The sequence below is a fragment of the Kitasatospora sp. NPDC059599 genome, from assembly GCF_042735125.1.
Taxonomy (GTDB): domain Bacteria; phylum Actinomycetota; class Actinomycetes; order Streptomycetales; family Streptomycetaceae; genus Kitasatospora.
On record NZ_JBHWCL010000005.1, the window covers coordinates 73,673 to 99,817 of the forward strand.

Genomic DNA, 26,145 nt, shown 5'->3' on the forward strand with positions numbered 1-26,145 from the left:
GCGCCTCGATCCGGCCGTTGACCATGTCGGTGGGCTCACTCTCGGAGGTGCTTCGACCAGTCACCCCAAGGGCGATAGGCACGGCCGTCACCGACCTGCTTCATCCCGCCGGGAACAACGTCCCCGTGGTACGGATACTGTTCCGTCACCGCTGCCAGCAGGAACTCCAGGAAGCCGCCCTCAAACAGGTCCCACTCCCGCATCGAGTGGAACTTGGCAGCAACCGGCCACCGGTCCGGGTCCGGGCCCCGCATCAGCCAGAAGAAATGGTCGGAGTTGTAGTTGTTGCCCCAGTTCAACAGGCCGCCCTCGGCCGGGAACAGCGGATACGGGCACTCGTCGAAGTCCCCGTCCCGGTAGGCCTCGGCCAGCCAGGCACAGTACCCGTAGGGCTCCGTCGTGTAGTACAGGAATCCCTCGAAGCCGAGCGGCTGCCCGGTCTCGGGACCGGGCGCTGCCGACGGTGTGTAGATGTGCAGCTCGTCGCTGATGCTGACCATCCCGTACCGGTCCGCGAACGCCCGGAAGTCCGCGGGCAGCTGGAAACCGAGCGCCCCGGGCCCGAGCTCCCACGGCACCGGGACCACCCCCTCCGGCGGCGGCCCGATCACCGCACCAAGCCGGCCCAGCATCTCCTCGATGTCCACGTCCACTCCTATCAGCCACCCGCCCCCGCCGGAGGCTATCCGTTCCCGGTGACGTCCAGACGGCGGAGACCGCCCTCGCGATGTCAAAAAGCAGCCTCGGGAGGCCACCCCGTCGAGGCGGAGGGATACCTGAAGGTCACGGTGGGTACGGGCGGACTGACGCGGCATCATCTCGTCAGACGTCGTCACCCGCCGCACCCTGGAACCCACCACCGACACCACCGGCAGCCCGGCAGGGCGCAGCGCCGCCGGGGGCCGGGCGGATGACCAGCACGGTGAACCGCGCGTCCGGAGCACGGGCGCCGCGCCGTCAGAGCCGGCTGGGGCGCACGACGGGACGGGCGGGACGGGGCGGGCTCGGTGCCGCAGTGCGGGTGCGCTCCAGCCGGTTCATGACCTGGCGCGGCGTGGCGGGGTCGAGGTGGCGGGTGAGGTCGCGGAGGGCCTGGTGGTCGGCGCCGTTCTGGGTGTGCGGGCCGGCACAGTCCGGGGCGGTGCAGAGGGGTTGTGCGGCGGGGTCGGCGAGTCGGCGGGCGGTGTCGGTGGGGCCGGTGCGCCCGGTAGGCGGCCTCGTCTCCGGCGTCGGCGTACGGGTCGGCGGCGCGCTCGTCGTGCCGGGTGTGGTCGAGGGCCTGCTCGATGGTCTCCGGGGCCGGCCCGGCCGCCCGTCGCGGACCCGGCTGTGGACGTCCTCGGAGCCGGCCTGGCTCCCGGCTCCGAGGACGTCGCTGCCCCTCGCCGTCCTGACCGGCCGGATCGTCGCCGGGGCCGGTGGGTTCCGTGACCGGATGGCCGAGGGCGATCGGGCGGACCGGCTTCTGGCGGTGATGGTCGATCGTCTGGCGGAGGCCGGGCTGGTCAAGCGGCGCGGGCGGCAGCGGACCGACTCCACGCACGTCCTGGCGGCAGTTCGGCGCCTGGACCGGATCGAGCTCGTCGGGGAAACCCTGCGCGCGGCCCTGGAGGAGCTGGCCGCCGCCGACGAGGAATGGGTCTCCGCCCTGGTCGCCGACGAGTGGGCCCGACGTTACGGCCGGCCGGTGCGCTACGACCGGCTGCCCAGGGAGACCAAGGAGCGAGAGCAGTACGCGCTCAGGGTCGGCGAGGACGGCATGCGGCTGTTCCAGGCCCTCACCGCTCCCGACACCCCAGCCAGGCTTCGGCGGCTGCCGCAGGTGGAGGTGCTGCGACAGGTCTGGGTCCAACAGTACTGGTTCGACGAGCACGACACTCTACGATGGCGTGGGCCGAAGCAGGCCCGTGACAGGCAGAGCCGACGCCATACCGCCCGCCGGACGACTTCCTCGGGGGCGGCAGCCGAGGGCAGACCGGATCCGGCGACGGCACGTGTCCCCTGGTCGTCGGTGGAGATCGTCTCTCCTCACGATCCTCAGGCGCGCTTCAGCCACAAGCCCGGCAAGGCCGAGTGGGTCGGCTACAAGGACCACCAGACTGAGACCTGCGACGACGGCCTGCCCAACGTGATCGTCCACGTCGCCACCACGCCGGCGCCCGAGCAGGACATCGACGCCCTGGAGAGGATCCACGCCGATCTCGCAACGCGCGGTCTCGCCCCGGCGAGCACCTGGTCGACGGCGGATACGTCACCCCGGCCACCATCCACCGGGCCAAGACCCAGCACGGGATCGACCTGGTCGGCCCGGTCCGCCTCGCCCCAACCTCCCGCGCCCACCCAGGGTTCAACAAGGAAGACTTCATACCCAACTGGCAGGAAAGAACGTTGACTTGCCCGAACGGCGCGACCAGCCCGTCATGGAAGCCGACACTCTCCGACGGCCAGGAGCGCATGTCGGTGCTCTTCCCCCGCGCCACCTGCCGGGCCTGCGATGACCGCTTGAAATGCACCGGCAACGTCGACGGCAAGGGCCGGCACATCCTCCTCCTGCCCCAGCCTCTGCAGGAGATCCAGAACCGGGCACGACGCGACCAGCAGACCAGGCCCTGGCGCGAGCGATACTCCCTCAGGTCCGGCTGCGAAGCCACCGTCTCCGAGACCGTGCACGCCCACGGCCTACGCCACTGCCGCTACCGAGGCACAGCGAAATCCCACGTCCAACACGTGCTCACGGCGGCCGGAACCAATCTCATCCGCCTCCACCAGCATCAGCCGGGCAACACCCGGACCAGCCCCGCAACCCGCTTCACACGCCTCTGCCGCCAGACGATCGACCGGACCCAAACCGACAGCTGCTGAAGATCACCAACAGCATCCAGAAGTTGAGCCAGAGCCCAAACTCGTGAACAAAGCCAAGGCGCCCGTTGATCTGCATCGGCGCGTAGGCGTCGACGACCGCCTTGCAGTCCTCGGGCAGGCCGGTGCCGATCTCGGCTTCCAAACCGGTCCAGGCCTGCGGGCTGGCGAGACGCTGCTCGTCGGGGGCGAGCATGGCGAAGACTTGTGGCCGCGTTCGGCTCCCGCTTGCTCCTGCCGCTGGCTGCCGGGTCCGGGTGCCGGGTGCCGGGTCCGGGTGCCGAACATCAAGGTCGTGGTCGCCCGCGGGGGCAGCGAGGGGCCGACACACCTGCCCGCTCGGGGGTCCGGGCGGCGGGCTGGCCTCTTGCTGGACGCGTCGTCGCCATGCCAGGGCGGAACCCCTTGTGTCCGAACCAGCCGCTAGAGTGATCACTTGTCCTCCGGGCGACCATGGCTGCAGGATGGATGAGGGGGGTTCACACATGACGACGCGGAGAATACCCGCCTATCTCGCTGCGGCTGCTGCCGCCGTGCTGGTGACGGGCTGCACCAGCGGGGCAGCAGTAGGTGGTGGAGGTACGGCGGTTGGCGGGGCGGCTGCCGCGTCGTCCGCGGCGCCGCCCCCGACGCCCTCGCCGACCCTCAAGGGGTACGACCCGCCGACCCTGTTCTCCCAGGGCAAGGCCTCCAAGCCCCTGCCGCAGGACACCCGTGCCACCGACGTCCTCCTCGATGGGACCACGTACTACATCGCCGACAACGTCGGTCTTGAGGCCGATGCCCTGTACCGGCACGACGCGGTCGGCATCGCGAACGCCACGCACCCCGGCAACCTCCACTCGCCGCCGGTCCTCGCCCAGGCAGGCGACAAGCGGGTGGTCCTCACCGCGCTCCGCATGGTCATCCCAGGCCAGGGCACGTCCGTAGACCACACCGGCGTCGAGCTGGTCGCCCTGTCCACATCCAAGGGCTCGGACGGCTGGACCGTCCCGATCGACCTCCCAGCGGATTACGCCGGCATCAAGTCCCTCACGGTGCTCGGGGTCCACGGCACGACGGTGGTCATCGCCGGGGGGATACGGACCACGGCCTCGTCTGGGCCGTGGACCTCGCCGCAAAGAAGGTCCTCTGGACCCAGAAGGGCTTCACCGGCGTCCAGCTGACCGGCGACCAGGTCGTCGGCTTCGTCTCGCCGGAGTACACCAAGCACCAGGTGTCCGCCTTGAAGATCGCAGACGGAAGCATCGCGTGGACCGCGGAGCAGACCTACGACCTGCTGGACACGACCCTCACTCCGGCCGGCCCCAACCGGGTAGCCCTCCAGGGGCGCAGCTTCGTCGGCTTCAAGAGCTACGCCTGGATCATCGACAGCACGACCGGCAAGCAGCTCTTCGACTTCAGCGGCGGCTCCACGCCTTTCGGCTGCTCCTACGACGAGCGCTCGGTGACCGTCTGCGGGGACAAGGATCTCGCCTTCGCCTTCGACACGGCCAGCGGGAAGACCCTGTGGCGCCTGCCTGACGACGCCAAGACCCGGATCGCTCCCAGCTTGACCACGGCCTGGCACGGCGTCGTCTACGGCACAACCTCAAGGGGCCCGGTGGCCCTGGACGCCGTCACCGGCCAGGATCTGCCCAGCCCCCCGACACTCGCCCCGTTCATCGTCAACAGCTACATGAGTGTCGGGAGCCCTGACGGCGACGGCACCAGGCTCTCGGTCTACCCCGCCATCGGCTGACCCCCGGGCCCTGGTGGCGGCTCGCCGGCAAGACTATTCGCCCCTCCTCTGGACCAAGGGAGATGCACCGGAGCAGCTGTCATCCCGCCAGATCGGCTGGCGGGATGAGCACGGCCGCGCCGGCGGCGGTCAATTCGGCGAAGCCGTCCGGTCCTCGTTCGACCAGCCCGGTCAGGATCAGGTCCGGGACCAGCCGTGTGCGCAGTTTGGCGTCAGGATCAACGCCGGTCCACCTGGTCCCCTGCTGATGAAGGTGGCCGGTACGGGCGGCGAGCAGCAGCGCGGTGTCCGCACTCGTCAGCTCCCGGACGCCCTTGACCCGCACCCCGACGTTGCAGGCGCGGCTGGCGTCGATCTGTTCGGCCACCAGCAACCCGGACCTGTTGAGTTCCTCTCGCATCCGGTCGTGGAATGCGGCTTCGATCTCTTCCGCGCACGACAGTTCCTGGTAGGACAGGCGCAGCGCTCCGGCACAGTCCCCCGGAGCAAGGACATAGCCGGAGCGGGCCGTGACGGCCTTGCCGGCGACCCAGTCCGGAGCCCGGTAGGGCTCGATTCCGGCGTCGCTCAGCGGGGGGCGAACATCCGTCTCCCTGGGCTGGCAGAACACGAGCACGGGCGCGAACTCCTCACTGCTGTGGACCGGTTGGGGAGCAGGCTATGGCCCGCCAACTCTGTATCGAGGTCGGCCGGTGGGGTTGTTCACCCGATCGTGGCGAGACGAGTGCGGTATCGGACCGCTGGGTCACCCCCGGCGGAGCGGACGTCGGAGCCGGCTGCTTCGTCCCGGTGATCCGTACCCGGACCGGCTGCTCAAGGCGCAGCGCGCGCTGATGGCCGTGCAGGCCGAGTGGCGGGCCTACCTGGCGACGCTGCCGGCCTGGGGCGGCGACCTTGCGGCCGCGCGTCAGGGCCTGGGTGAGGAGCAGCTGGCGGAGTCGCTGCTCGCGTGCCGCCGGTACGCACTGGGGGTCCACACTGGTAGCAGTCGTTGTTCGACTGGTCTGTATAGCTCCTTCAACGCTGGGGGCCCATGACGTTCCGTAGCTGAATGAAGAGCTCGCAGCCGGAGCACCTGCCGCCTCGGGACGTAGGGCCGACACTGCTGGGCCTGGCAGTCTTCACGGCAAGGGTCAGTGCTGCTCCAAGCGCCGCCTATGCATCGGGCCCACCCATTCGAGCACGCTGCTGTTGTTGAAGTAGCGGCGGAGGGACACCTCGTTCTGGTCCTGGAGGTCGTTCAGCAACTGCTCGACGACCAGCGCGAGTGTCTCCGTGCGTGTGGCGAGGTCAACGATGAACTGCCGGCCGGTCGGCTGGTGGTTGACCAGCTCGGCGATGATCGCCTTCACGGCTCGTCCTGGACCGCGTGATGCCCGACTGGCGTGCCCTATCTATGAGCTTATCGAAAGTCGGGGGCGCGGCGGTCCTCTTTCTCTTCCACGGCGGTGATCCGTGCCCTGACCGCGTCGTTTGCGGCAAGGTCTCCTTCGGCCAGATGGGTAGAGTGCCGGGGTCGGGCGGATACCAGTTGGTCAGCCGTCAGGTCTGGCGCTAGCTCAAGGTGGGTGCCGTTCAGGTCTGCCCCGTCCAGGTGGGCGCCGAACAGATAGGCCCACAAGTAGGCGTCGGTCAGGTTTGCGCCCTCAAGGTGGGCACCGTACATGACCGCCCCGTCAAGGCGGGCGTCGGTCAGGTTCGCCCCCTCCAGATGGGCGCTGCGCATGGTCGCATCCTCCAGGTGGGCGTCGGTCAGGTCCGTGCCCTCCAGGTGAGCAGCATCCATGGTTGCCCACTCCAGGTGGGCGTCGGTCAGGTTTGCCCCCTTCAGGTGCGCCTTGATCAGCGTTGCCTTCTCAAGGTGAGCCTTGGACAGGTGCGCCCCCTCAAGACAGGCTCCGTCTAGGTTTGCTCCGCGTAGGTCCGTCCAAGCCAGGTTGATGCGGAAAGGCTCGTCGCGGCCCTCTGGCCGACGGCCGAGCACGGTCAATGCAGCCTGGACCGGTTCGGCCGGATGATGCGGATCCCAGAGATCCCGCTTCGTAAGGCTTCCGCGCTGCGCAGTCGTGTCCGGTGTTCCGACGCGCAGGCGCCGGCGAGCGAGTCGCAAGCGGTGCTGGGTTGAGGGGGGCTGAAGGGGGGCCGGTGCATGTTCGCGAACGAACGCGGCGAGGACCTCGACCACGGTGATGTGGTCCTTCTCCGAGTCACGCATGATGCGTTCCAGCGCGTAGATGCCACCGAGTTGTTCGACCGGATTGGCAGAGGCGATCTGACCGACAGCCTTGGTGTACCGGTCGGTGTACTGCCCCTCCCGGGTCAGCTCCGCTTGCTCGTCGTCCCTCTCTCGGGTGTGCTGCAGGGTGCGGTGGGTGTACAGGATGCCGACTGCGGCCAGGCCGCCGGCTCCGATCGCCAGGAGGGCGGTGCGAACCCCGGTTACGGTAGTTGCCACGGGCTGCTTCAAGTTGTCGTTGAGGTAATGGTCGTCGATCCACCAGGGCACTTCCCACATGGCGACGCCCGCCAGGGCGACTCCAGCAAGTACTGCCAGGACGTACCACACTGTCACCCAGGCCTGTTTGCCCCGCCGCTTCGACTCCTTCATGCCATCCAGCAGAGCGCGTTGCTGTTCGCCCAGCCGTGCGGCTCGGTGCAACGCACAGCAAGACCACCCGCACGGGGGCGGGGCCGAACCTCGCACGCCGATTATGGACCGACGAACCGGTCAGGTGCCAAGGTGAACCCAAAGCCGCCACGCGATGATCTTGGTGGGATTGGGATTCCCGGCTTGAGCCGGCGTCCGGAGCCGGTCGTTCAGGAGCCGCCTGCTGATGCGGCACACCGACCGGGAACGGCGGGGGTCACACCGTGGTGGTGCACACGAAGCCGAGGTCGGTCAGTCCTTCGGCCTGGCACAGCCGGTCCGAGGCGCCGCCGGCGGTGGTCTGCAGCAGCTGGTAGTCGGCACCGTTGGCGTGGCCCCAGTGCATGGCCGCGCGCCACAGCCGGCGGCCGAGCCCGAGGCCGCGGTACTCGGGCAGGACGCCGAAGTACTGCGGCAGCAGCCGGGCCCGGCCGATCGGGTCGGGCATGGTCTCCATGGGGCCGATGGCGCCCACCACCCGGTCTTCGCGGATGGCGGTCAGGACGGGGCCGACGCTGTCGATCCGGGAGTGCAGGAAGGCGAAGCCCTCGCCGGCCAGCTTCTCGGCGAAGGCGCCGAAGGTGGCGCGTACGGGTTCGGGCAGGGTGTCCAGGTGCTCGATCCCGCCGACCGGCAGGGCCGGCTGGTCGAAGGTGCGGAGCTGGACGCGGGTGGAGGCGGCGACCGGGTCCGGGGCGGCCTGGAATGAGATCACCCGGGCCGAGGCGGCGTCGTGGACGGCGGCGAGCTTGGCCGCGGTCTCCATGGCCTCGGGGCGGTGCTCGGGGGCGCCGTACAGGTGGACTCGCAGGACGCCGCGGCCGGTGAGGGTGGGGATCAGGGTGCGGCGGGCGTCCTGGTGGACGTCGCCGACGAGGAGGCGTTCGTCCTTGCGGTCGGACCAGCGGCGGTCCTTGTCGTGGGAGAGGAACCCGCCGGTGGCGGCGACCTGGGCGATAGCGTCGAGCAGGTCGCCGCTGAGCGCGTCGGGGTGCAGGGGCCCGAGTGTCGGCAGGTAGGGCACGGACATCACGGGGTGCAGCAGGTCCCAGGACAGCTCCATACCCGCACCCTACTCGCCCGGCGGGCAGGGCTCAGGCCCCGACGCAGAAGCGTCGGGGCCTGAGCGGAAGTGACCGGGTTCGGTCAGTGGGGGTTGTCGTCGCCCGCGTTGCACGAGCACTTCACGCTGTCCATCACGTCGTCCAGGTCGGCGACCGGGATGATCGAGGTGACGGGCGCGCTGGGGGCCAGGATCGGCCGGGTCAGGTAGGGCAGGCCGTCGTCCGGGAGGGGACGGCGGGTGCTGAGTTCGACAGCGACAGCGGTCATTTCACCCTGCTTTCTGGAAGCCGTGCTGACAGTAGGAACCGAGTGGTGCCTTCGCCTCCTGGTAGTGCTTGGCCAGCGGCCGGCACACGGTGCACGTGCCGGACAGCTGGCAGCCGGAGCAGCCACCGGTGCGAAGCATGAGGCGGTCGGCGATGGCGCCGAGCCGGGCGAGGCCGCCGATCCCCTCGGTGGGGAGGCTGATCTGGTCGTCGCGGCCGATCTTGCAGATGGACACCAGCCCGTGCGGGTCGGTGTGGAAGAAGGTGTGGCCGGCGTTGCAGCCGCCGAACGGCTTGCGCATCCGCAGGTGCTCCTTGGACTGGGCCGTCAGCACCTCGCCGCCGCCGTAGATGGTGGGGGTCATGTTGGTGAAGACGTTGTACTCCAGCCCCCAGCCCTCGCACAGCGCGATCATGGCCTGCTCTTCGTGGGCGTTGTCCTCGGTGACGATCACGCTCATCCGCAGTGGCAGCCTGACGCGGCGGGCGGCGTTCATGCCCTGGACGAACAGGTCCCAGGCGCCCTGGCGCTGCGTCAGCTCGTCGTAGCTGGCCTTGGTGGCACCGTACATCGACACGGTGACCCGGTAGGGCGGGCACTCGGCGAACAGGTCGAGCAGGTTCTGCCGCCACAGCAGGGAGGCGTTGGTGGAGACAGTGATCATCATGCCGAGCGCGTACGCGGCCCGGTAGGAGGCGATGAAGTCCTTGTCCACGGTCGGCTCGCCGCCGGTGATCTGCAGCCACAGCACCCCGGCCTCGGCCATGACCTTGAGGCAGGCGAGCTTGTCCGCCAGCGGCATGCCGGAGTTGACCCTGAGGCCGAGGTAGCTTCTCTGCACTTCACTCTCGGGAGTGAACGCAGCCATGTGAGTCGTCCAAGGGCCCACCGAGATCTACGGGACAGGGTCAGCCTTGGCGGACTGGCTGGCGACAGCCCGGCGGACCGCGGGACGTCGGTAGGATCAGCGCTCTGATGGTGAATGTGACGCGAACACAGCGACAGGGAAGCGAGGGGCAGCAGTACGCGCTGACCTCGGACGAAGACGACGCCGACTTCTGGGGCTTCGCCCACGAAGCCGAGGGGCTCTTCACTCCGCTGCCAGAAGACGAGGGAGCGCGCCGAGTGCACCTCGTGGGCTGTCACCCGCAGGGTGGCCTGTTGAAGAGCGCCAGCCACATCGGCAGCCGGAGGGCCTCGGCAGGGAACGCCTGGCTCGACCTCATCGACGCCGACGGTGTCACCATGGGGTCCTACTTCGTAGGAGAGGTCACCGTTGTCGACACCAGGCCGTCCGCCCGCGGAGCGGGCCTCGTTGACCTCACGGTGACGCTCTGGTGCGACAACGCCCTGGCTGGCGCGGACGCAGTATGGGACCTGATCCGCAAGGGGCGGCTGAGCCGCGCCGGCTTGTGGCATGAACTCGGTCCCGAGGACAGACGAGCGTGGCTGTCGGTGGCCCTTTGGTCCCGGGAGTACCAACGTCGGGGGAAGCCCGATCGTCCTTCCGGGCAGGAGTTCACACTGGACGGTCGGCACATCGTCGACAGGGACAGCTTCTACTGCGCGCTCGGCGAAGCCATCAATGGGCCCGGCGGATACTTCGGCTGGAACCTTGACGCCGTGATCGACTGCTTGCGGGGCGGCTGGGGTGCTGCCACTCCGTTCACCCTTCTCTGGGATTACTCGGCTGAGGCCAGAACGCAGTTGACGGAGCGGCTGTCCACCGCGGATGGCGACGTCACCTTGCTTGACGTGATCCTCGAGATCTTCGACGAGGGGGACGTAAGCGTCGTCCTCCGATAGCAGCTGGGCGTCAAGTTCGCTACCTCCATTACCGATGATCCGAGGGCGGTTGCCCGCTTCGCTGCTGAAGCCCGTAAACTCGCGCGTCTGCATCACCGCGGCATCGTCACCGTCCACGACGCCGGAACACTTGTCGACAACGGCCACGTTGTGCCGTACCTGGTGATGGAACTGCTGAACGGCTCGACCTGGCTGCAGCGTACCTCCGTGGAAGCGGCTGTCCGGACGGGAGCGAGCCTCGCAGGGGCGCTCGCGCACATGCACGAGATGGAAATCGTTCACGGAGACATCAAGCCGGCGAACATCATGATCTGCGTGGATGGTCAGGCAGTACTGATGGACCTGGGTATAGCTCGGGAATTCTCCACTCTCACCACAGTCACCGCCACCGGTTCACCGGGGACTCTCGTCTATATGGCCCCCGAACAACTTGCCGGTGCTCCTGCTTCTGCCGCCTCCGATGTCTACGCCCTCGGCCTGGTCCTCACCGAGAAGATCACCGGCAAGCGCGGTCCTGCTGCGCAGCTTCCCGCTACCGACCAGGCCGCACTCGCGCCCCGCCTCCACGCGCTGCTGGTCCGCATGACCGCCCTGGAGCCTGGCGGACGCCCCAACATGGCCGAATGCCAGGAACTACTAGGCCAGTCCGACGTGTCCCAGCCCCCTGCACCCGAACCCCCGCAACCTGAGCCAGTTCCGGAAGTTCCAGGCCGCCGTCCCTGGTGGGCCCGGTTGTTCAGCCCGCAACACCGCAGACCTCGCAACCCCGCGCCCCAGACCGCAGCGTCAGCAGGCGAGCGCACCTCGACTTCCACGTCCGCCGCACAGAAAGAAGTCCTCGCCGCCATCGCCGGGATCATCAACGAGATTGCCGGCATTCCGGTCAAGGATGTCCAGCCGGACCAAACCTTCAGCGGCGACTTGGACGTCGACTCGTTGTCCATGGTCGAGGCCGTCGTCGTTGCCGAAGAGCGCTTCGGCATCAGGATTCCGGACTCCGACGCCCGGGACCTGAGGACAGTCCGCGACGCAACCACCTACATCGTCAAAGCCTTGCGCTCCCGGTGACAGGTCAGTGATCTGACTGACCGAATGGTGCCAAGCGTCGATCCTCAGCTGCCCCAAGGTCACCAGCTCCAGGCCGGAGACGGCGGTAGAGCCGCGCGGGGTGAGGACGCGGGTGGCGTAGGTGCCCAGCAGACGGGCCAGTTTCGGGGCAGCGAGGCCGCCCGGGATCTGCCAGCCACCGGAGGCGAGCGCTCCCCAGGCGGGAACGCACAGCTGCACGCACTGGCGCTTGCCGTCCTCCGGCGTGCGGTAGACCCTGGCCCACTGCCCGAGGCCGCGCTGGGTGAGAAGCCAGCCGGCCTTCTCCAGCGCCTTGACGGCCCTGTCTGTCTTCGGCAGCCGGCCGAGGCGCGAGACGAAGTCCTTCTTCTCGTCCCGGCCGAGCGGCGGCAGGCGAAGCTCCGCGAGAGTCGTGTCGGCAAGGACGACCAAGGCGTCGCCGTCCTTGCCGTGCCGATGCAACCGCGCCGAGCCGAGCTTCACCTCCAGCGCCCACTCGACCACGTCCGCGAGCGTGCGCCCGGCAGGCGCGGTCGGTTCCTGGGTGCCGTCGGCGAGGTAGGCCACCAGACCCCGGCCGGACGAGGCGGCGTCCACCGCCGCAAGCGGCCCGGACGGGAACTGGGCGGCGGCCGCGGCCTCCCAGTCGGACGGCCCCTCCGCTACGGCGGGCTTCTTCGCCGGAGCCTTCCGGGCCCCCGACGGCGCCGCCGGACGCGACGACCTGGTACGGCGCGGCGCAACCGCTGAACCGGTCGCGGGGGCGGTCTGGCGGGGAGCAGCGACCGGAGCCACCGGTTCGACGGGCGCTGCCACACCGGGCTCCTCCGTGACCGGGACGGCGGCTGCTGCCAGCCCGGCCGGAGCGTGGGTGCACCAGCCGCCCACGTGGACCGGGCGGCCCTGCGAGCGGTACAGCGTCGCACGGCCACATCGCACACACGGCGCGGGCGCGGCCATCAGCAGCGATCCGTCCGGGTTCTGGTCCAGCATCACCGGCTGCGCCACCGGCGCCGGCTGCCCGGCCACCGGAGCGGCCGTGAAGGCCTCCGGCACCGCGGCCCGGACGGCGGGCTCCGGATCGGGCGCAGCGTCGGTGCGCACGAGGCCGGCGGCCTGGGCGCGGCGCAGCAGCCACTCGGTGGGCTCCACGGTGCCGTGCTGGAGCGCCAGCGTCGCGAGGAACCGGATGTAGATCTCGCGCTTGGGCGGCCGGGGCTGCGCCGTCCCGGCCTCCCAGCGCACGATCGTCTCCCGCTGGGTCTCCAGCGCCGCGGCCAGCTCCTCCTGGGTGTATTCGCCCAGCTTGCGCAGCCGCTCCCGCTCGGCCGGGACCGGCAGGTCGTCCACCGAGCGCGGCCGCGCGAGCAGCGCGTCGGTCGACGCGAACAGGTCGTCAGCCACACTCCACCTCCTACACAAACACTTGTTCGAAAGTGACATTTCGGAGTAGGCCAGAAGCGTCCGCCTCTCGATCACCAGTCGTTAGACTCCGGGGTTCGGATGCTGCCGGTGGACGGGAAGGCCAAGTCATGGACGACGGCTCTTGGGCAGGCTGGCCAGAACGGTGGGCCGGCACGGACTGCGACGTGCGGACGGCCGTGGGCGCGATCGCACCGGAGGTCAAGGACGAGTTCAGGTACGACGAGGTCCCCTGGCGGCGATTCCGACACTTCTACGGCCCGGGCGAGGAGATCCCCGGCCTGCTCGCCACGCTCGCGTCCGGGGATGCCGAAGCCGCTGACGGGGCCCTGCGGCAGCTTTGGACGAATCTTCACCACCAGGGCGGCACGATCGCGGTGGGAGCACTGGCGGTGCCGTTCCTGCTCCGGACCGCGACGACCGGGCATCCCGGGCTCCGCGCGCAAACGCTTCACCTGGTCGCCGAGATCGGCCGGTGCCAGCACATCGGGAACGGATCGCGCAAAGGCCTGCTCCAAGTCGCCGAGGAGCCGCTGATGGTCGAGGGCAGCACGATGTGCCCGGTGGACTGGACGATCCAGGCCGCCCGTCTGGCGGTCACGGACGACCTGCACCTCCTGCTCCCGCTTCTCGACGGCCCCGCCCCCGAAGTCCGTTCCATGAGCGCCTACGTCCTGGCGGCGGCGACCGACGAGATCCCACGCGTCTCCTCGGCCCTGCGGTTCAGGCTGGCGAACGAAGACGACGCGATGGTCCGGGTGAGCCTGATCCTGGCGATCGCCCAGCTCGCCCGCGAACACCAGGACGACCGCGCTCCCGGGTGGGCCCGGGACCTCTGGTCGGACCCGGGACGACCGCCCGAGGTCCGCATCGGCGCCGGCCTGGCCTGGCTGTGCCTGGTCACCGACCCTGCCCCTGACGAGCTCCGCACCCTCCTCACCGACCCCGCCATTCGCCGGTACGACGACCTGCTCCAGCCGGTGCCGTGGCTCACCTGGTGCGACGCTCCCGGTTTCGCCCTGCGCAGCTGCATCGACGAAATGCTCACGTCGAACACCCCCACAGCGGTGCCCGACGACCCCTGGGGTGGAGGGCTGTCAAGCTGAGGAATGCAGGGGCCAGCCAGGGGGAGTTCACGAGTCGGTTCTGCCAGTGGCGTTCAGGTCTGGCCGGAGATCGATTCCCACCCTGGGGTTGATCGTTTCCCAGATACACTCCGTGAGTGCCTCTGACGCGTTCGGACATGGTCGATGTGAGATTGGCGCTCGACCTCGTGGGCTCGGAGCTGCAGGTGTTCCCCGTGGGCAGGGCAACGGTCGCGGTCGGAACCGTGGCAACTGTGATCATCGCGGAGGCCGTGGACGATCCGCTGGCCGGCGGCGTGTGGAATGACCAGGAACTGCGCTTGCGGGGTTCCGTGCCTGCGCTCGCCGCCTCCAGGCTGACCGGGCGGCAGCCTTTCGCGGGGACCGAGCCGGATCGGGATCTGCCGGTGTACCTCTTCGTCCGGGTGGCCGAGCTCTGTGCCTATGTCGGCCCCGTCCGCCATTCGCGCAGCAGTTGGGTCGATGGCGAGCTCTACAGCTGCCACCTGCGAATCGACCCGCCGTTGAGCCGCGAGTTGCTCGGCACGGTCCGTCCGTCGGCCACATCACCCAGCCTGCCGAGCCTTGATTGGCTCGACCATTCGGTCTCGGAGCCGGGTAAGGCCCTGGAACTCTTCATCACAGGCTGGTACCCAGAGTCAGGCGAGCCGCCGGCAGTCGCAGAGATACCCCGCTCCATTCCCCCGGCCCTGGCCGACTTCTATCGCCTTGCGGAGAGGCGCCCGGCCATCCTGGGTGGCCAGAACCGGATCGAGCCGGTCGACACCGTGCGTCCCGACAGCAGTGCCGGCTACCTGGTCTTCGCCGTTGAGAACCAGGGCGGGTGGGAGTGGTCGATTCCGTGGGATGTCGACGCCTCGAACACCGACCCGGCGGTGTGGATCAACGAGACGGACAGGCCGGTCCCGGAGCAAGAACCACTGAGCAGATTCCTCTTGCAGTTCTCGCTCTACGAGGCAGCGATGACCGCCTCCTACAAGGCCTTCCCCCGAAACTTCCCCAAGCGGTTGCTGCCCAGCGTGGAGAGCCGCCTACAGCGCGTGCCGCTGCGAACGTTCATGTCCCCCATCGCTCCAACCGAGTTCCTCGTCGGGCCGGGCGTCGTTGCCCTCATCACGCCAACCTGGCAGAACGAGGACGAGGTCGACGTCTGGATCGGCGCCCTCCACCGCAACGCACTGCAGCCACTGCGCGAACTCGGCGTCGAGTGGCAGCGCTTCGACGGGTAGGCCTCGTGGCGTTCGCCGAGCAGTGGGCCGCCCCTGACTGCCGGGGGCGTCCCGCGCTGCCACGGCTGCGCCAAACAGGCTGTCCGTGATCCAAAAGAGCGGCTCCACTCCGAGTGGAGCTCCGTCAGGCGGGCAGCCGCGGACGCGCAACTGGCCGAGCACGGGGTGGAGTGGGCGTAGCGCGGCACGAGTGGGGCTACTGGGCCTCTGATGGGCGTGGCCGGCTCGTGCTACGCGGCCGTCATGCCCATCGGGGCCAGGCGTCAGTGGGTCTTCAGCCACCAGTCGGCGACGGCGACCAGGACTGGGGCGGGGGTGGCAGCCAGGGAGAGCAGGGCGGTACGCCCGATCTCGTGGAGGATCGAGGTTCCAGCAGGGGCGGGTACGGCGTCCGTTGCCGTGTCGGCCTCGGCCTCGGCCTCGGCGTCGGCGTAGGCGTAGGCGTAGGCGTCGGCGGGCTCGGACTTGCGGGTGACGTCGTCGTTCATGGCGGGTGTCCTTGTCGGTGGTCGGTGGTGTTGGGATGCCGGGCCCGGCGTCGGTCTCGAATGTGGCATCTGGGCGTCCGGGGTGTCCCAAGTTGCGGGCGGAGAGGGCATGGTGAGCACTACGCTGCTGGTCAGCGGTGGTGGGTCACGGGTGCCCGGCGGCCCGGTTGCGGGCGGGACGGGCACGCGCGGGCGAGAGGCGGGGCGGCGGGCGATGCCGGAGAACGAGTTGGAGCTGGGTCCGAGGCGGCGAGCGCTGCACGGTGTGCTGTTGGAGCTGAAGGAGCGGGCCGAGCAGGAGCGCAAGGCTCAGCAGGCCCTGTGCGGGCAGCTGGAGTTGGAGAAGGCAGTACGGCGCACCGGGCGGGCCGGGACGGAGAGGTTCGCCGGGAAGCGGATCAGTTCATGGGTGCCGCCGGCCGGTCGTGCAGGCGAGGCGCAGATTCCGCAGGACGCCGAGGTTCTGCTGGCGGTGGTAGCAGTGTGGTCTGCGTGGGCCGGGGACCCCTCGCTGGCGGCTGATGGCCGGGTGGAGGAGCGGTGGCTGCGCGCGGAGCGTGCCCGGTGGGAGCGGCTGCTGGACGGGGCCCGAGCAGAGCGTGAGGCTGCCCGCATGGCCGCTGGCGGCGATGCCGCCGCGCAGGGCCAGGTGCGTGCCGCTGAGTGGGCCGCAGCCCTGGAGGCGTACCGGCGACGGGTGCGGGAGGTGCATTGGCGGCTGAACCTCGATGTTCTGGGCGCTTCCGGCAGCGCCGGTGAGCAGCCGAAGATCGAGGTGCGTCAGGTGTTCATGCCGCAGTCGTGTCGCCCGCACGTGGCCAACGTGCCGGGTGAGGTGCGTCGGCTGCTGGCAGCGGGCGAGTTGGCGGACACCGACCTGCCACCGGGGATGGAGGCCAAGACTGTCCGAGCTCTGCAGGAGAGCTACCGGGCGCAGCCGACCCGGCCGGTGCTGGAGGTATTGGCGGGCGAGGCGGGTCGGCGGGTAGTGGTGTTGGGTGATCCCGGTGCGGGGAAGTCGACGCTGGCGAAGTACACGGCGCTGGCGCTGGCCGGTGCGTTGGAGGATTTGCCGGCCGAACTCGCCGGGCTTGACGGGTTGGTGCCGGTGGTGGTGGAGCTGCGGCAGTACGCGCAGGCGCAGTGGCGTGATCGGACGATCGAGGACTTCCTGGAGCATGTGGACCGGCAGGACCGGATGTGTCTGACCCGGCCCGTGCTGGAGGGTCTGCTCGCGCAGGGGCGTGTCCTGGTGTTCTTCGACGGTCTGGATGAGGTGTTCGACCCGGCTGTGCGTGCGCAGACCGCTCGGCGGATCACCGCTTTCGCTGCCGATCACGCGGGCGTTCGGGTGGTGGTGACGTCGCGGGAGTACGGCTACCGGGCGGGTGAGTTCACCGCGGCGGGGTTCACGCAGGTGATGCTCCAGGACCTGGAGCACGGGCAGGTCGAGCAGTTCATCCGTCGCTGGTACACCGCAGCACATCCGGAGAACCCTCATCTGGCATCCCAGCTCACCCAGCGTCTGCTGGGTGCGGTGCGGGGAGTGCGGGCGGTGGCGGAGCTGGCCGGCAACCCGCTGCTGTTGACCGTCCTGGCCTCCATGGGACTCGGGAAGACCATCCCCCGCGAGCGGCGCGAGGTCTACGCCCACGCGGTGGAGGTGCTGATCGAGCAGTGGGACAAGGACGCCAAGTTCCTCACCCCCCACTCACCTGTCACCGGGGAGGCCGCCCAGGCACTGGAGTGGCTCAACGTCGACAAGCGCCTCCTCCCCGGCGCAGGCCATCGACTCCGGCCTGCCGGGCGGGTTCGTGCTCTGGCGGACCGAGACCGACGGCGAGTTCCGCGAACAGGTCCGGTGCGAGGACGAGTTCTGGGACCAGGAGTACAACCCGATCTTCCCTGACCCTGGCGGGCTGCTGCCCTGGGCAGCAACAGCAACCACGCCTATTGTTGCTGGCTGACCACCGGGCCGAACCCGGAGCAATGGCCGGTGGCGATCTTCGACTGTGGTGGCCTGGACGGCAAACTCGACCTCTACGACGGTGGCTTCGCGCAGTTCGTGGCGACCGTCCTCACCGGCGGCTACACCCACGAGGACGAACTGCGGGTGATCCCGGACCCGGAGGATTGGGGGCCCGCTCGGCGGCGCCCGCTGTGGACGCCCGCCTACGACTGGGACCGCACGCGGTAGGGCGAGCAGTGGGGCGTCGCGTCGTGGTTCGTCGAGTCGTGGAACGATCCCACCTGAGCGCTGTCGATGCCCTGGGTGCGGCGCTGAAGCTTGTTGCTGAAGGCCGGGGTCGGACAGGGCGATGTGCGGTCTGACCTGCGGTTCCACGCGCTTCGGACGACAAACCTCACAGCCCACCTCCATCGAGCGCTCCGAGCTTCCACGGCGGGCAGAGTCTCGTGCAGCAGACGTACCTCCCGCCGCGGGGCGCCGGCCTGTTGGCGGGGCAGCACGACCGGCGCGGCGGCGGGCGGGTGCTCCGGCTCGGCGGCGGCCGGCACCGCGAGGACGGGCTGCTCCTCGCGGTCGTCGCCGGGGGCCGGGGATTCGCCTCGCAGGGCGGAACTGTCGTCCTGCTCGTCGTTCTGGTCGTCGTCGGCCGGCGGTGTCGTCGCCTCAGACGTCGAGCCGCTCGCGCATGCGGCGGTCAACGCGCTCGCGTTCGGTGAGGTCGGGCCAGCGGGCCTTGTCCCGGATCTCCTGGGCGCTGACGACGATGCGGTGGCTGTAGGAGGGCAGCCGTAGGGACAGCTCCTTGAAGGCGGCGACCGAGTCACCGTTCTCCGTCTCCTCCAGGTGTCGGCACCGACGTGGACGGCGGAAGTCCCTACCTCCCCATCGCTCCCTCGGTCACGCACCTGATCGAGTCCCACGCCCTGACGGACGCCGTCTCCGTCTGGAGGCCCTGGCCTATCGCCGGTGCCGCTGTGGCCGCTGGGGTTCTCGACGGACTCGTCGAGGTGCCGGAAGCCTCCCGGGAAACCTCACGATGGCGGCTTTCGGACTCCGTCGCAGTCTTCGACAGTGAATGCTGGGACCGGGAGAGCCCAGGTCGGCGCGTGCGCATTTGGTCCCGTGACGACTTCGGCTATCGCCAGGTCCGGGGAGCCATCGAGCGCGCGTGACGGCCGGGCAGCCGACGCGACGGTGGCGAGCCGCGACACACGCCGCTGTACCGGATAGCGCGACGCTGACAGGAAGGACACGGGTCCGGATTGCTCTGTGGACGATGTCGATGACACCGAGAAACAGGTACGGATAACACATCGTCCCGCTCGCCGAAGTCCACGACTCCGGCGGCTACGCCTGGACCCCCGAACGCCGCGAGGCCTACGCCAACGACCAGGGATCACCTTTGACCCTCGTCGCCGTCACCGCCAAGTCCAACCGCGCCAAGGGCGACAAGGACCCCGCCGACTGGCTCCCCCCACTCGCCGGCCCCGTCCACTGCCGCTACGCCTCCGAATGGGTGTCCACCAAACCCGTTGGAACCTGGCCGCCGACCAGAGGGAGCAAGACGCCCTGGCCCGCATCGCCCAGGACTGCATCGACACCGAAGTCGCCTACGAGAGCGCACCGTAGTCGTGCCCGAGCCGGTGGCCCTCCATGCCCTGTGGAGGGTTCGGCCGGCCAGAGGTGGGGCGGGCCGGCCGGTGATCCCCGCGGCTTCAGAACGGGGGCTCGTCGTACCAGGAACCGTTCCAAGGCACGGGCGGCCGGGACTCCCCGCGCCGGATGCGGCCCGCCGCGCGGCGGCGGCCGGGCCTCAGCCGGGCAGGTCCGCCCGGTCCACCGCGGGGGAGTCGGTCGGCGCACCCTGGGCGGGGGCGCCCGGACGGCCGTCGGCCCAGGTCAGGGTGGAGACGAGGGAACGGAAGGCCGTCCGGTAGGTCCGTGGGCTTGTGCCCGTGTGGTGCTGGAAGTGGTGGCGCAGGTTGGCGGGTGTGCCGAGCCCCGTGCGGGCGGCGATGCGTTCGACCGGCTCGTCGCCCCGTTCCAGCAGGCGCTGCGCCAGCTGGATGCGCGCGCGGAGCAGGTACTGAAGCGGCGGCAGCCCGGTCTCGGTCCGGAAGCGCCTGGTCAGGCCCCGAACGGTGAGTCCGGCGTGGTCGGCGAGGTCGTTCAGCGTCAGCGGGCTGTCCAGGTGCGCCTCCAGCCACCGGAGCGTGGGTCCGAGGCGGGAGCCTGCCGGGCCGGGCTGGTGGGCGGCCCGGGTGGGCCCGGCCGGTTCGCCGCGTTCGTGGAGCTCCAGGAAGACCTGCCGTTCCGTCTCGACAGCAACCGGATCGCCGTGGTCCAGCGTGATCAGCCACAGGCACAGGTCGACACCGCCGAGCACCCCCGCCGCGCTGTGGAACGGGGCCGCCTCCGTGACCGAGCCCTCCGGATCGACCGTGATCCGGGGGTGGCGCCCGGCCAGTTCTGCGGCATACCGGCGGCCGGTCGCGGCCCGGCGACCGTCCAGCAGCCCGGTGGCGGCGAGGGTGAACGTCCCCGTCCCGATCGCGCCGATCCGGCTGCCCCGGGCCGCCGCGGCCCGCAGTGCCTCGGCAACTCCGGGCGGCGGGTCCGCGCGGAAGCCGTCGTGACCGGGGAGCAGTACCGTGTCCGCGTCCTCCAGCCCCTCCAACCCCCAGCGCGTGTCGAGCCGGAACGGCGCCGGCCCGCCCGTCGTACGGAAGCCGGGCCCCGCGCAGTACCGCACCTCGTACCCGACGTGCGGGTGATGGCGTGCGGCGCTGCCGAAGGCGACTCCCGGCGCGGTGAGCTGGTGGCCCGGTACGCCGTCGAGGGCGAGAACAGCGATGACTGACATGTCCAGAATTTAGCCCAGGGTGACATCGGGGCCGCTGTTGCGGGCGCGGGCCGGTGCGGAGGATGGGCGGTACGCGGCACCCGAGGTGAGGGGACGCCCGGCTGCGGTGCCCGTACCGCCGGTGCACCCGTCTCACGGTCGCACATCCGCATCTGCCAAGGCGTGCTTGCGCCCACCCCGAAGGAAGGACCTTCCATGCCCATCAGTTCCCTGGCGCGCCGAGCGGCGCGCGTCGCCACCGTCGCCCTGGCCGCGACGGTGTGCGCCACCGCCATGACCGGCAGCGCCGGAGCCATCGTCAACGGGACGGACGCCACGGCGCGCTACCCGTACATGGCCTCGATCCCGTTGTCGGCTCCGACGCAGGGCCTGGCCGACGGTGTCTGCGGCGCGACCCTGATCCACCCGCAGTGGGTACTGACGGCGGGCCACTGCCTCGACCCCGAGATCGGCGTGGTCCTGGACGGCACCGTCCGGATCGGCTCGGACCGGCGCAAGTCCGGCGGCACCGTACGCACCATCCAGAAGACGATCACCCACCCCGGCTACGGCATCGGCACCGGCGGCGGCGGCGCCAACCAGGACGATCTCGCACTGATCCGGCTGGACCGCCCGGTGAGCGAGGAGCCCATCCGGATCGCCGACCGGGCGGCCCGGCCCGGTACGCCGACCCGCCTGCTCGGCTTCGGCAGCGTCGCCAACGTTGACAACCCGCAGCAGGCCGAGTTCGCGAGCCGGCTCCAGCAGTTGGAGACCCGCCGGGGAGCCGTCGACGAGTGCGCCCCCGGCCGGGCGGGGTGGCTTCGCCTCTGCACGGTCAGCCAGGTGCCGGGCGCCATGGCGTGCTTCGGGGACTCCGGCGGCCCGCAGCTCCAGAAGGGCCGGGGCGGCCGCTGGGAGCTCGTCGGGACCACCTCGGGCGACGGGGACACGGACCCGACCTGCTCGACGGGCCCGGGCCTCTACACCAGCGTCCCGGCGTACACGGATTGGATCTGGAAGACGATCCACCAGTACGGCTGATGCCCGCCGGCGGTGCCCCGGCGCCACCGGGGCACCGCTCGCCTGTCCGGTTTCGGGTATCTTCCGGGTATGTCGGTCATCGCCGTCCTCGTGCCCGACGGGCTGCCCGGACACCACCTCACCACCCCGGGGCTGGTGTTCGGTACCGCGGCGCGAGAGCACCCTGGCGTGGCCTACGACGTGCGGCTCTGCGCCGCTCCCGGCCCGCTGGGCATCGGCCTGCCGGCGCCGCTGGCCATCGCCGTGCCGCACGGCCTCGAAGGCCTCGCCGACGCCGACATCGTGCTGGTGCCCGGCCGCGACGGTGTTCCGCTGGAGCCTCCGCCCGTGGTCCTGGACGCACTGAGAGCCGCCGCGGCCCGGGGCAGCCGGATCGGCGCGATCGGCGCCGGGGTGTTCACCCTCGCCGCCACCGGCCTGCTCGACGGCCGGCGCGCCACCACCGGCTGGCGCCACACCGAGGAGCTGGCCCGGCGGTACCCCCGGATCGAGGTCGACCCGGTCGGTGCGGCCGTCGCCGACGGCCCCTTCCTGACCTCCGCCGGGATCTTCGGCGGGATGGACGTGTGCCTGCACCTGCTGGCCGAGGACCACGGCGAGCGGACGGCCGGCGAGACCTCCCGGGAACTCCTCACGCCCCTACTGCGGCACGCCGACCGCGTCCAGGAGTGCATCGACCGCGAGCTGGCCGACAGCGCGGGCCTCGAACCGACCCTGCGCTGGCTGAAGGCCCGTCTCCACCTCCCGCTGACCCCCGCGGACCTCGCCGAGCACGCCGGGATCAGTGTCAGCAGCCTCAACCGCCGCTTCCGCGCCCAGGCCGGCGTCAGCCCACCGCAGTACCTGCTGCGCCTGCGGCTGGATCGGGCCCGCGAACTGCTCACGCAGACCGACGAACCGGTGGAACGGGTGGCGGCGCTGACCGGATTCGCCTCGGCCGCCAGCCTTCGGCAGCACTTCGCCCGGCTGACCGGCACCACACCGCGCTCCTACCGCGCGCGACACCGGGCGGTCTCCGGGGTGCCCGGCCCCGGGTCTACGCGGTAGCCAGCACCCGGGCGAGCGCCGCCCGGCCGGCGGCCCCCCGCGCCTCGACCGCTGCCGCCCAACTCAGTGCGGTGGCTGGGAGCGCTGTGCGTACAAGGCAGTCGCCGTACTGACGGCCCGCCAGGTCAGCTCCGTTCTCGTGTGCAGCTCGCCGGGAGAGCCAGTCAGGCGTAGGGACGTCAAGTCGCCGTCGATGGCCTGGACCTCGCGGTTCAGCTGAGCGAGGGAACCCTTGAGGTCGCCGTGGGCGAGGGCGCTACAGGCCCTCCGGACCCATTCCAGGTAGCTGCTGGTGTCGACGCTTGCGCCGGCGCTGTTGCGGATGCGCCCTGGTAGATGGCGGCCGGCTTCACGGACGACTTCCGCGTAGCCGGGAAACCGCAGCGCCTTCTTCAGCTCCCTGGGGTCGTTGTGAGGGCCGCCTGCTGCCAGGAGCCGGTCAACGAGGTCCTGGTACAGGTCCTGCTCGCTTCTTGGCTCGGGCAGTGCGGCGCCGGTGGCCGTCGGGCGCAGGGTGTTGGCGTCGGCCGCCAGTTGGCGGAGGTTGTGGTGGTTGCGGTTGTCGTCGTTCTGCAGGGCCAGGCGTCGACGTATCCGCTCGTAACGCGAGGTGGGAGCCAGCAGCCACACCGCGCGGGCGCTGTTCTCCAGGGCCCCGCGCAGGAGCGTGGAGGAGCCGTAGGAGTACAGGAGCAGGGTCATCCGCTCGGTGTCCTCGTACTGGGTCAGGGAAGACCGCAGGCAGTGGAGGTGGTCCACCGCTGCCTGGATGGCGTGCTGGGCGCTGTGGGAGACCTGGTAGGGGTCGGTCCTGGCGTCGTCACCGGCGAGGGAGCTGCCCGGGGGCACTCTCCAGTGCATCTCCCGCAGCGGCTCGTACTGGAACAGGAAGTTGTCGAGGGTCTGCACGGTGGCGCGCAGGTGCGCGGTGACGTCGTCGTCCATGCTCAGACCCTACGAAGACGGACGAGTGCGGGTGGGGGAATTTCGGCGGCCCGGCTCCCGGCAATGGCTGGCCAGGACACGGGCCTTCGCCGTGGTGAGAAACGGATTGTCGGAGGGTCAGCGCTCCAGCTGGTGTCGCAGGTTCTCGGCGATCCTGGTGTAGAGCGTTGCGTCTACGCCTCCTCACCGACACTGTCCACGCCTTTCGCTGGTGCGGCGGGGCTTGGGCTTGTTGGCCCTGCGTCGTCCCATGGCCGGTCAACGACCGCCCGGCCCTCACCGGGCGTCGGCCAACCGGAGGACACCTCGGAGTGATCCGGCCTCGACGCAGCGGACGGGCGGCCGGGCTGTGTACGGGCCCGGCCGCCCGGGGGCTTCACCGTGCGGCGCCCGGCCCGTGGGGGTGTTCGTGCCGGGCGGTGCGGAGCAGGCGCAGCCGCGCGCCCTGGTAGGGGCGCTCAGCGGGTTCAACGAGCGGGCGCCCGGTTGGGCAACGGCAGGTCAGCCGGCCGTGGTGGCGCGGGCGGCGATGGCCTGGCGCAGCCGGTCGGCGAGGGCTGCGTGCTCGGCGGGGGTGTAGGCAAGGACGCCGTTGCCGAAGGCCAGGGCCTCGAACTGCTGCTGCTCGTAGGGGACGCCGTGCGGGAGGCGGGCGATGTGCCAGTGGAGGTGGCTGTTGCCGGCCTGGGAGCCGAGGGAGAACAGGTAGGTGCGTTCGCCGCCGAGGACGTCCTCGGCGGCCAGGGCGACCAGGCGCACGGTGCGCATGATGGCGAGGTAGTCCTGCTCGGTGAGGTCGGTGACGACGTGCTCGAGGTGCTGCTTGGGGACGACCAGGAGCTTGCCGGGCAGGACCGGCCACTTGTCGAGGAAGGCCAGGTGCTGCTCGGTCTCGTGGACGATCTCGTGCGCGTAAGCCGGGTCGCCTTCGACCAGGCGGCAGATGAAGCAGGGCCCGTGCTGGACCTGCTCGCTGTAGGTGGTCGTGTCCATCGGCTGGCGTTCCATACGCTTCCTCTTCCCGCGTGGGCCCGCCGGGGCGGGCGGTAGTCGGTGGCGGGTCCGGCGCCGCGAGGCAGGCTCTCGGCGCCGGACCAGGCGGTCAGATCGGCTGGGTGGGGTCGTCCAGCCAGGCGTGCCAGCCGCGGGGTGACGGTGAGTCCGAGGCGCTCGATGCCGGGCTCGCCTGCCTCGTGCCACCAGGCGAGGGTGCTCTCGAAGTCCGGCCACAGGCGGCGGCCGCCGTACTGGCGGACCAGGTGCTCGTCCTCGCCGTCCCGGAAAGTCGTCGCCGACCAGGCCGGGGTGGTGAGGGAGTAGAGCCACAGGGTGCGGGCGCCATCGTCGTGCCGCTGGATCGCGTGGACGACATCGCGCAGGCGCAGGCCGGAGGCGAGCGGGAACGGGTCGAACTTGCCGTGCGCGGGCAGCGTCGCGGTGGTCGCGGTCTCGGCAAGGGCGCCGCCGTCGGCGGGGTTCTGCGGCCATCGCAGGCGTTGGGAGCGCATCTTCATGAACTCCACCGGCTGGAGGAACGGCCCGGACGCGGTGCCGTCGCCGGCCACGGTGAGGCGGACCAGGGCGTCGGCGTTGGAGTAGTGGGTGCCGAACGGGGCCAGGATCAGCCCGCCGGGGCGCATCTGCTCGATCCACGCGTGTGGGATCTCGCGCAGTCCGTAGGTGGCGGTGATCCGGTCGTACGGGGCTCCGGCCAGGTGGCCGAGCACGCCGTCCCCGCAGGCGACGGTCGGTCGGTAGCCGGCCCGCCCGAGCGCGGCGCGGGCCTGCGCCGAGACTTGCGGGTCAAACTCGACCGTGGTCACGTTCGCGTCGCCGAGCCGGTGACTCAGCAGCGCGGCGTTCCAGCCGGTGCCGGTGCCCTGCTCCAGCACCCGCATCCCCGGCTCGACCTGGAGGTCGTCCAGCATCGAGGCGACCAGCGACGGCATCGAGGCGGAGCTGGTGGGCACCGTGCCGGGCTCGGCGCCCTGGTGCTCGCCGTCGTCCCACTGGGTGACGATCGGGATGTCCGCGGCGGCCACCGCCAGCCAGCCCTGCTCGTCCTCAGTCCGCGCCAGGGGCCGACTCTTCCCGGTGGCCATGTCGTGCGCCCAGATCAAGGCCGGCAGGAACAGCTCGTGCGGGACGGCGTCGAAGGCCGGCACCCACGCGTCGGCGACGGGGAAGGACCGCCCCGGCGCGGGGCGCTCCTCCTGCTCGGGTGCGAGCGTCACTTGCGGTGTCCCCCGTCTCCGGGCGGGGTGCTGCCGTCAGGGGACGGCGGATCGGACGGCGGCGTCCACGGGGTGCCCGGGTGCCCGTCGCCCCCGCCACCCCCGTCGCCGCCCGAGCCTCCCCCACCGTGGCCTCCGTCGATGTCCATACCGACCTCCTTGCCGTCGCTGTGATGGTGCCCTCCCGGTGCCCGGGAGGAGTAGAGGTGCGCCCCGGCGCACCGGGGCACTGGTGGGCCTACGCGGGGTTGGGAGAGCGGGTGCGCAGATCCGCGTGGACGGTCTTGCCGCGCGGCTCCAGGGTCACGCCCCAGTGCCCGCCGGTGAGATGGTGGACCAGGGCCATGCCGCGGCCTGACACGGCGG

At 70.6% G+C, this 26,145-nt stretch carries 24 protein-coding genes and 2 pseudogenes; 12 read left to right on the forward strand and 14 right to left on the reverse strand.

What is annotated here, in order from left to right; all coding sequences use genetic code 11:
- Positions 1-35 precede the first annotated feature (35 nt).
- A complete protein-coding gene (locus tag ACFV04_RS03145; protein ID WP_380526475.1) occupies positions 36-647 on the reverse strand; it encodes a hypothetical protein in 612 nt (203 codons plus the stop codon).
- A gap of 788 nt (positions 648-1,435) precedes the next feature.
- On the opposite strand from ACFV04_RS03145, the gene ACFV04_RS03150 reads away from it, so the two are divergent.
- A complete protein-coding gene (locus tag ACFV04_RS03150) occupies positions 1,436-2,392 on the forward strand; it encodes a hypothetical protein (RefSeq protein WP_380346159.1) in 957 nt (318 codons plus the stop codon).
- Positions 2,389-2,862: a transposase gene (locus ACFV04_RS03155; protein WP_380526477.1), complete on the forward strand. Its 474-nt coding sequence runs from the start codon at positions 2,389-2,391 to the stop codon at positions 2,860-2,862. The genes ACFV04_RS03150 and ACFV04_RS03155 overlap by 4 nt, the downstream gene beginning before the upstream one ends.
- On the opposite strand, the gene ACFV04_RS03160 is transcribed toward ACFV04_RS03155, so the two are convergent.
- On the reverse strand, positions 2,810-3,055 hold the full coding sequence (locus ACFV04_RS03160) for a hypothetical protein (protein WP_380346155.1): 246 nt from the start codon (positions 3,053-3,055) through the stop codon (positions 2,810-2,812). The two genes, ACFV04_RS03155 and ACFV04_RS03160, sit on opposite strands and share 53 nt — an antisense overlap.
- Before the next feature lie 289 nt (positions 3,056-3,344).
- On the opposite strand from ACFV04_RS03160, the gene ACFV04_RS03165 reads away from it, so the two are divergent.
- Complete coding sequence (locus ACFV04_RS03165; RefSeq protein ID WP_380526478.1) at positions 3,345-4,025, forward strand: hypothetical protein; 681 nt, start codon at positions 3,345-3,347, stop codon at positions 4,023-4,025.
- Positions 3,965-4,600, forward strand: a complete 636-nt coding sequence (locus ACFV04_RS03170) for a PQQ-binding-like beta-propeller repeat protein (protein ID WP_380526480.1) — start codon at positions 3,965-3,967, stop codon at positions 4,598-4,600. The genes ACFV04_RS03165 and ACFV04_RS03170 overlap by 61 nt, the downstream gene beginning before the upstream one ends.
- A gap of 79 nt (positions 4,601-4,679) precedes the next feature.
- Here the strand turns inward: ACFV04_RS03170 and ACFV04_RS03175 are convergent, their stop codons facing one another.
- The 6 genes from ACFV04_RS03175 to ACFV04_RS03200 form a co-directional block, all read right to left on the reverse strand.
- A complete protein-coding gene (locus tag ACFV04_RS03175) occupies positions 4,680-5,216 on the reverse strand; it encodes a hypothetical protein (protein ID WP_380346153.1) in 537 nt (178 codons plus the stop codon).
- A 517-nt stretch (positions 5,217-5,733) separates the two neighbouring features.
- A complete protein-coding gene (locus tag ACFV04_RS03180; protein ID WP_380526481.1) occupies positions 5,734-5,952 on the reverse strand; it encodes a hypothetical protein in 219 nt (72 codons plus the stop codon).
- Between the two features lie 50 nt (positions 5,953-6,002).
- Positions 6,003-7,208: a pentapeptide repeat-containing protein gene (locus ACFV04_RS03185; protein ID WP_380526482.1), complete on the reverse strand. Its 1,206-nt coding sequence runs from the start codon at positions 7,206-7,208 to the stop codon at positions 6,003-6,005.
- 256 nt (positions 7,209-7,464) lie between these two features.
- Positions 7,465-8,310 (reverse strand): GNAT family N-acetyltransferase, encoded by an 846-nt coding sequence (locus ACFV04_RS03190; protein ID WP_380526484.1) that lies wholly within the window; start codon positions 8,308-8,310, stop codon positions 7,465-7,467.
- Between the two features lie 83 nt (positions 8,311-8,393).
- On the reverse strand, positions 8,394-8,579 hold the full coding sequence (locus tag ACFV04_RS03195; protein WP_380526485.1) for a hypothetical protein: 186 nt from the start codon (positions 8,577-8,579) through the stop codon (positions 8,394-8,396).
- Position 8,580: 1 nt separating this feature from the next.
- Positions 8,581-9,447 carry a radical SAM protein gene (locus ACFV04_RS03200; RefSeq protein ID WP_380526487.1) on the reverse strand — a complete coding sequence of 289 codons (867 nt, stop codon included), beginning with the start codon at positions 9,445-9,447 and terminating at the stop codon, positions 8,581-8,583.
- A gap of 107 nt (positions 9,448-9,554) precedes the next feature.
- On the opposite strand from ACFV04_RS03200, the gene ACFV04_RS03205 reads away from it, so the two are divergent.
- Both ACFV04_RS03205 and ACFV04_RS03210 read left to right on the forward strand, forming a co-directional pair.
- A complete protein-coding gene (locus ACFV04_RS03205; RefSeq protein WP_380526489.1) occupies positions 9,555-10,385 on the forward strand; it encodes a barstar family protein in 831 nt (276 codons plus the stop codon).
- A 27-nt stretch (positions 10,386-10,412) separates the two neighbouring features.
- Entirely contained in the window at positions 10,413-11,453 is a 1,041-nt protein-coding gene (locus ACFV04_RS03210) for an acyl carrier protein (protein ID WP_380526565.1), read from the forward strand.
- A gap of 1,221 nt (positions 11,454-12,674) precedes the next feature.
- On the opposite strand, the pseudogene ACFV04_RS03215 reads toward ACFV04_RS03210, so the two are convergent.
- Positions 12,675-12,896 (reverse strand): annotated as a pseudogene (locus ACFV04_RS03215) (helix-turn-helix domain-containing protein); the annotation flags it as partial.
- Between the two features lie 146 nt (positions 12,897-13,042).
- On the opposite strand from ACFV04_RS03215, the gene ACFV04_RS03220 reads away from it, so the two are divergent.
- Together ACFV04_RS03220 and ACFV04_RS03225 are read left to right on the forward strand one after the other, a co-directional pair.
- Positions 13,043-13,981: a hypothetical protein gene (locus tag ACFV04_RS03220; RefSeq protein ID WP_380526490.1), complete on the forward strand. Its 939-nt coding sequence runs from the start codon at positions 13,043-13,045 to the stop codon at positions 13,979-13,981.
- Between the two features lie 116 nt (positions 13,982-14,097).
- Entirely contained in the window at positions 14,098-15,210 is a 1,113-nt protein-coding gene (locus tag ACFV04_RS03225; protein WP_380526492.1) for a hypothetical protein, read from the forward strand.
- Between the two features lie 263 nt (positions 15,211-15,473).
- Here the strand turns inward: ACFV04_RS03225 and ACFV04_RS03230 are convergent, their stop codons facing one another.
- Positions 15,474-15,698 (reverse strand): hypothetical protein, encoded by a 225-nt coding sequence (locus ACFV04_RS03230; protein WP_380526494.1) that lies wholly within the window; start codon positions 15,696-15,698, stop codon positions 15,474-15,476.
- 109 nt (positions 15,699-15,807) lie between these two features.
- Between ACFV04_RS03230 and ACFV04_RS03235 the strand changes: the two genes are divergently transcribed.
- Positions 15,808-17,607: an NACHT domain-containing protein gene (locus ACFV04_RS03235; protein ID WP_380526496.1), complete on the forward strand. Its 1,800-nt coding sequence runs from the start codon at positions 15,808-15,810 to the stop codon at positions 17,605-17,607.
- An 87-nt stretch (positions 17,608-17,694) separates the two neighbouring features.
- Positions 17,695-17,895, forward strand: a complete 201-nt coding sequence (locus tag ACFV04_RS03240; RefSeq protein WP_380526498.1) for a hypothetical protein — start codon at positions 17,695-17,697, stop codon at positions 17,893-17,895.
- A gap of 1,585 nt (positions 17,896-19,480) precedes the next feature.
- Here ACFV04_RS03240 and ACFV04_RS03245 read toward each other — a convergent pair.
- Complete coding sequence (locus tag ACFV04_RS03245; protein ID WP_380346132.1) at positions 19,481-20,530, reverse strand: GlxA family transcriptional regulator; 1,050 nt, start codon at positions 20,528-20,530, stop codon at positions 19,481-19,483.
- A 195-nt stretch (positions 20,531-20,725) separates the two neighbouring features.
- Here ACFV04_RS03245 and ACFV04_RS03250 point away from each other — a divergent pair, with 195 nt between their 5' ends.
- Complete coding sequence (locus tag ACFV04_RS03250; protein ID WP_380346130.1) at positions 20,726-21,553, forward strand: S1 family peptidase; 828 nt, start codon at positions 20,726-20,728, stop codon at positions 21,551-21,553.
- A 69-nt stretch (positions 21,554-21,622) separates the two neighbouring features.
- Positions 21,623-22,600 carry a GlxA family transcriptional regulator gene (locus ACFV04_RS03255; RefSeq protein ID WP_380526500.1) on the forward strand — a complete coding sequence of 326 codons (978 nt, stop codon included), beginning with the start codon at positions 21,623-21,625 and terminating at the stop codon, positions 22,598-22,600.
- A gap of 63 nt (positions 22,601-22,663) precedes the next feature.
- Here ACFV04_RS03255 and ACFV04_RS03260 read toward each other — a convergent pair whose 3' ends face one another.
- The 3 genes and pseudogenes from ACFV04_RS03260 to ACFV04_RS03270 all read right to left on the reverse strand — a co-directional run.
- Positions 22,664-23,545, reverse strand: a complete 882-nt coding sequence (locus ACFV04_RS03260) for a hypothetical protein (RefSeq protein ID WP_380526502.1) — start codon at positions 23,543-23,545, stop codon at positions 22,664-22,666.
- A gap of 501 nt (positions 23,546-24,046) precedes the next feature.
- Positions 24,047-24,538, reverse strand: a complete 492-nt coding sequence (locus ACFV04_RS03265) for an HIT family protein (RefSeq protein ID WP_380346124.1) — start codon at positions 24,536-24,538, stop codon at positions 24,047-24,049.
- Between the two features lie 572 nt (positions 24,539-25,110).
- Positions 25,111-25,647 (reverse strand): annotated as a pseudogene (locus ACFV04_RS03270) (methyltransferase domain-containing protein); the annotation flags it as partial.
- Between the last annotated feature and the right edge of the window lie 498 nt (positions 25,648-26,145).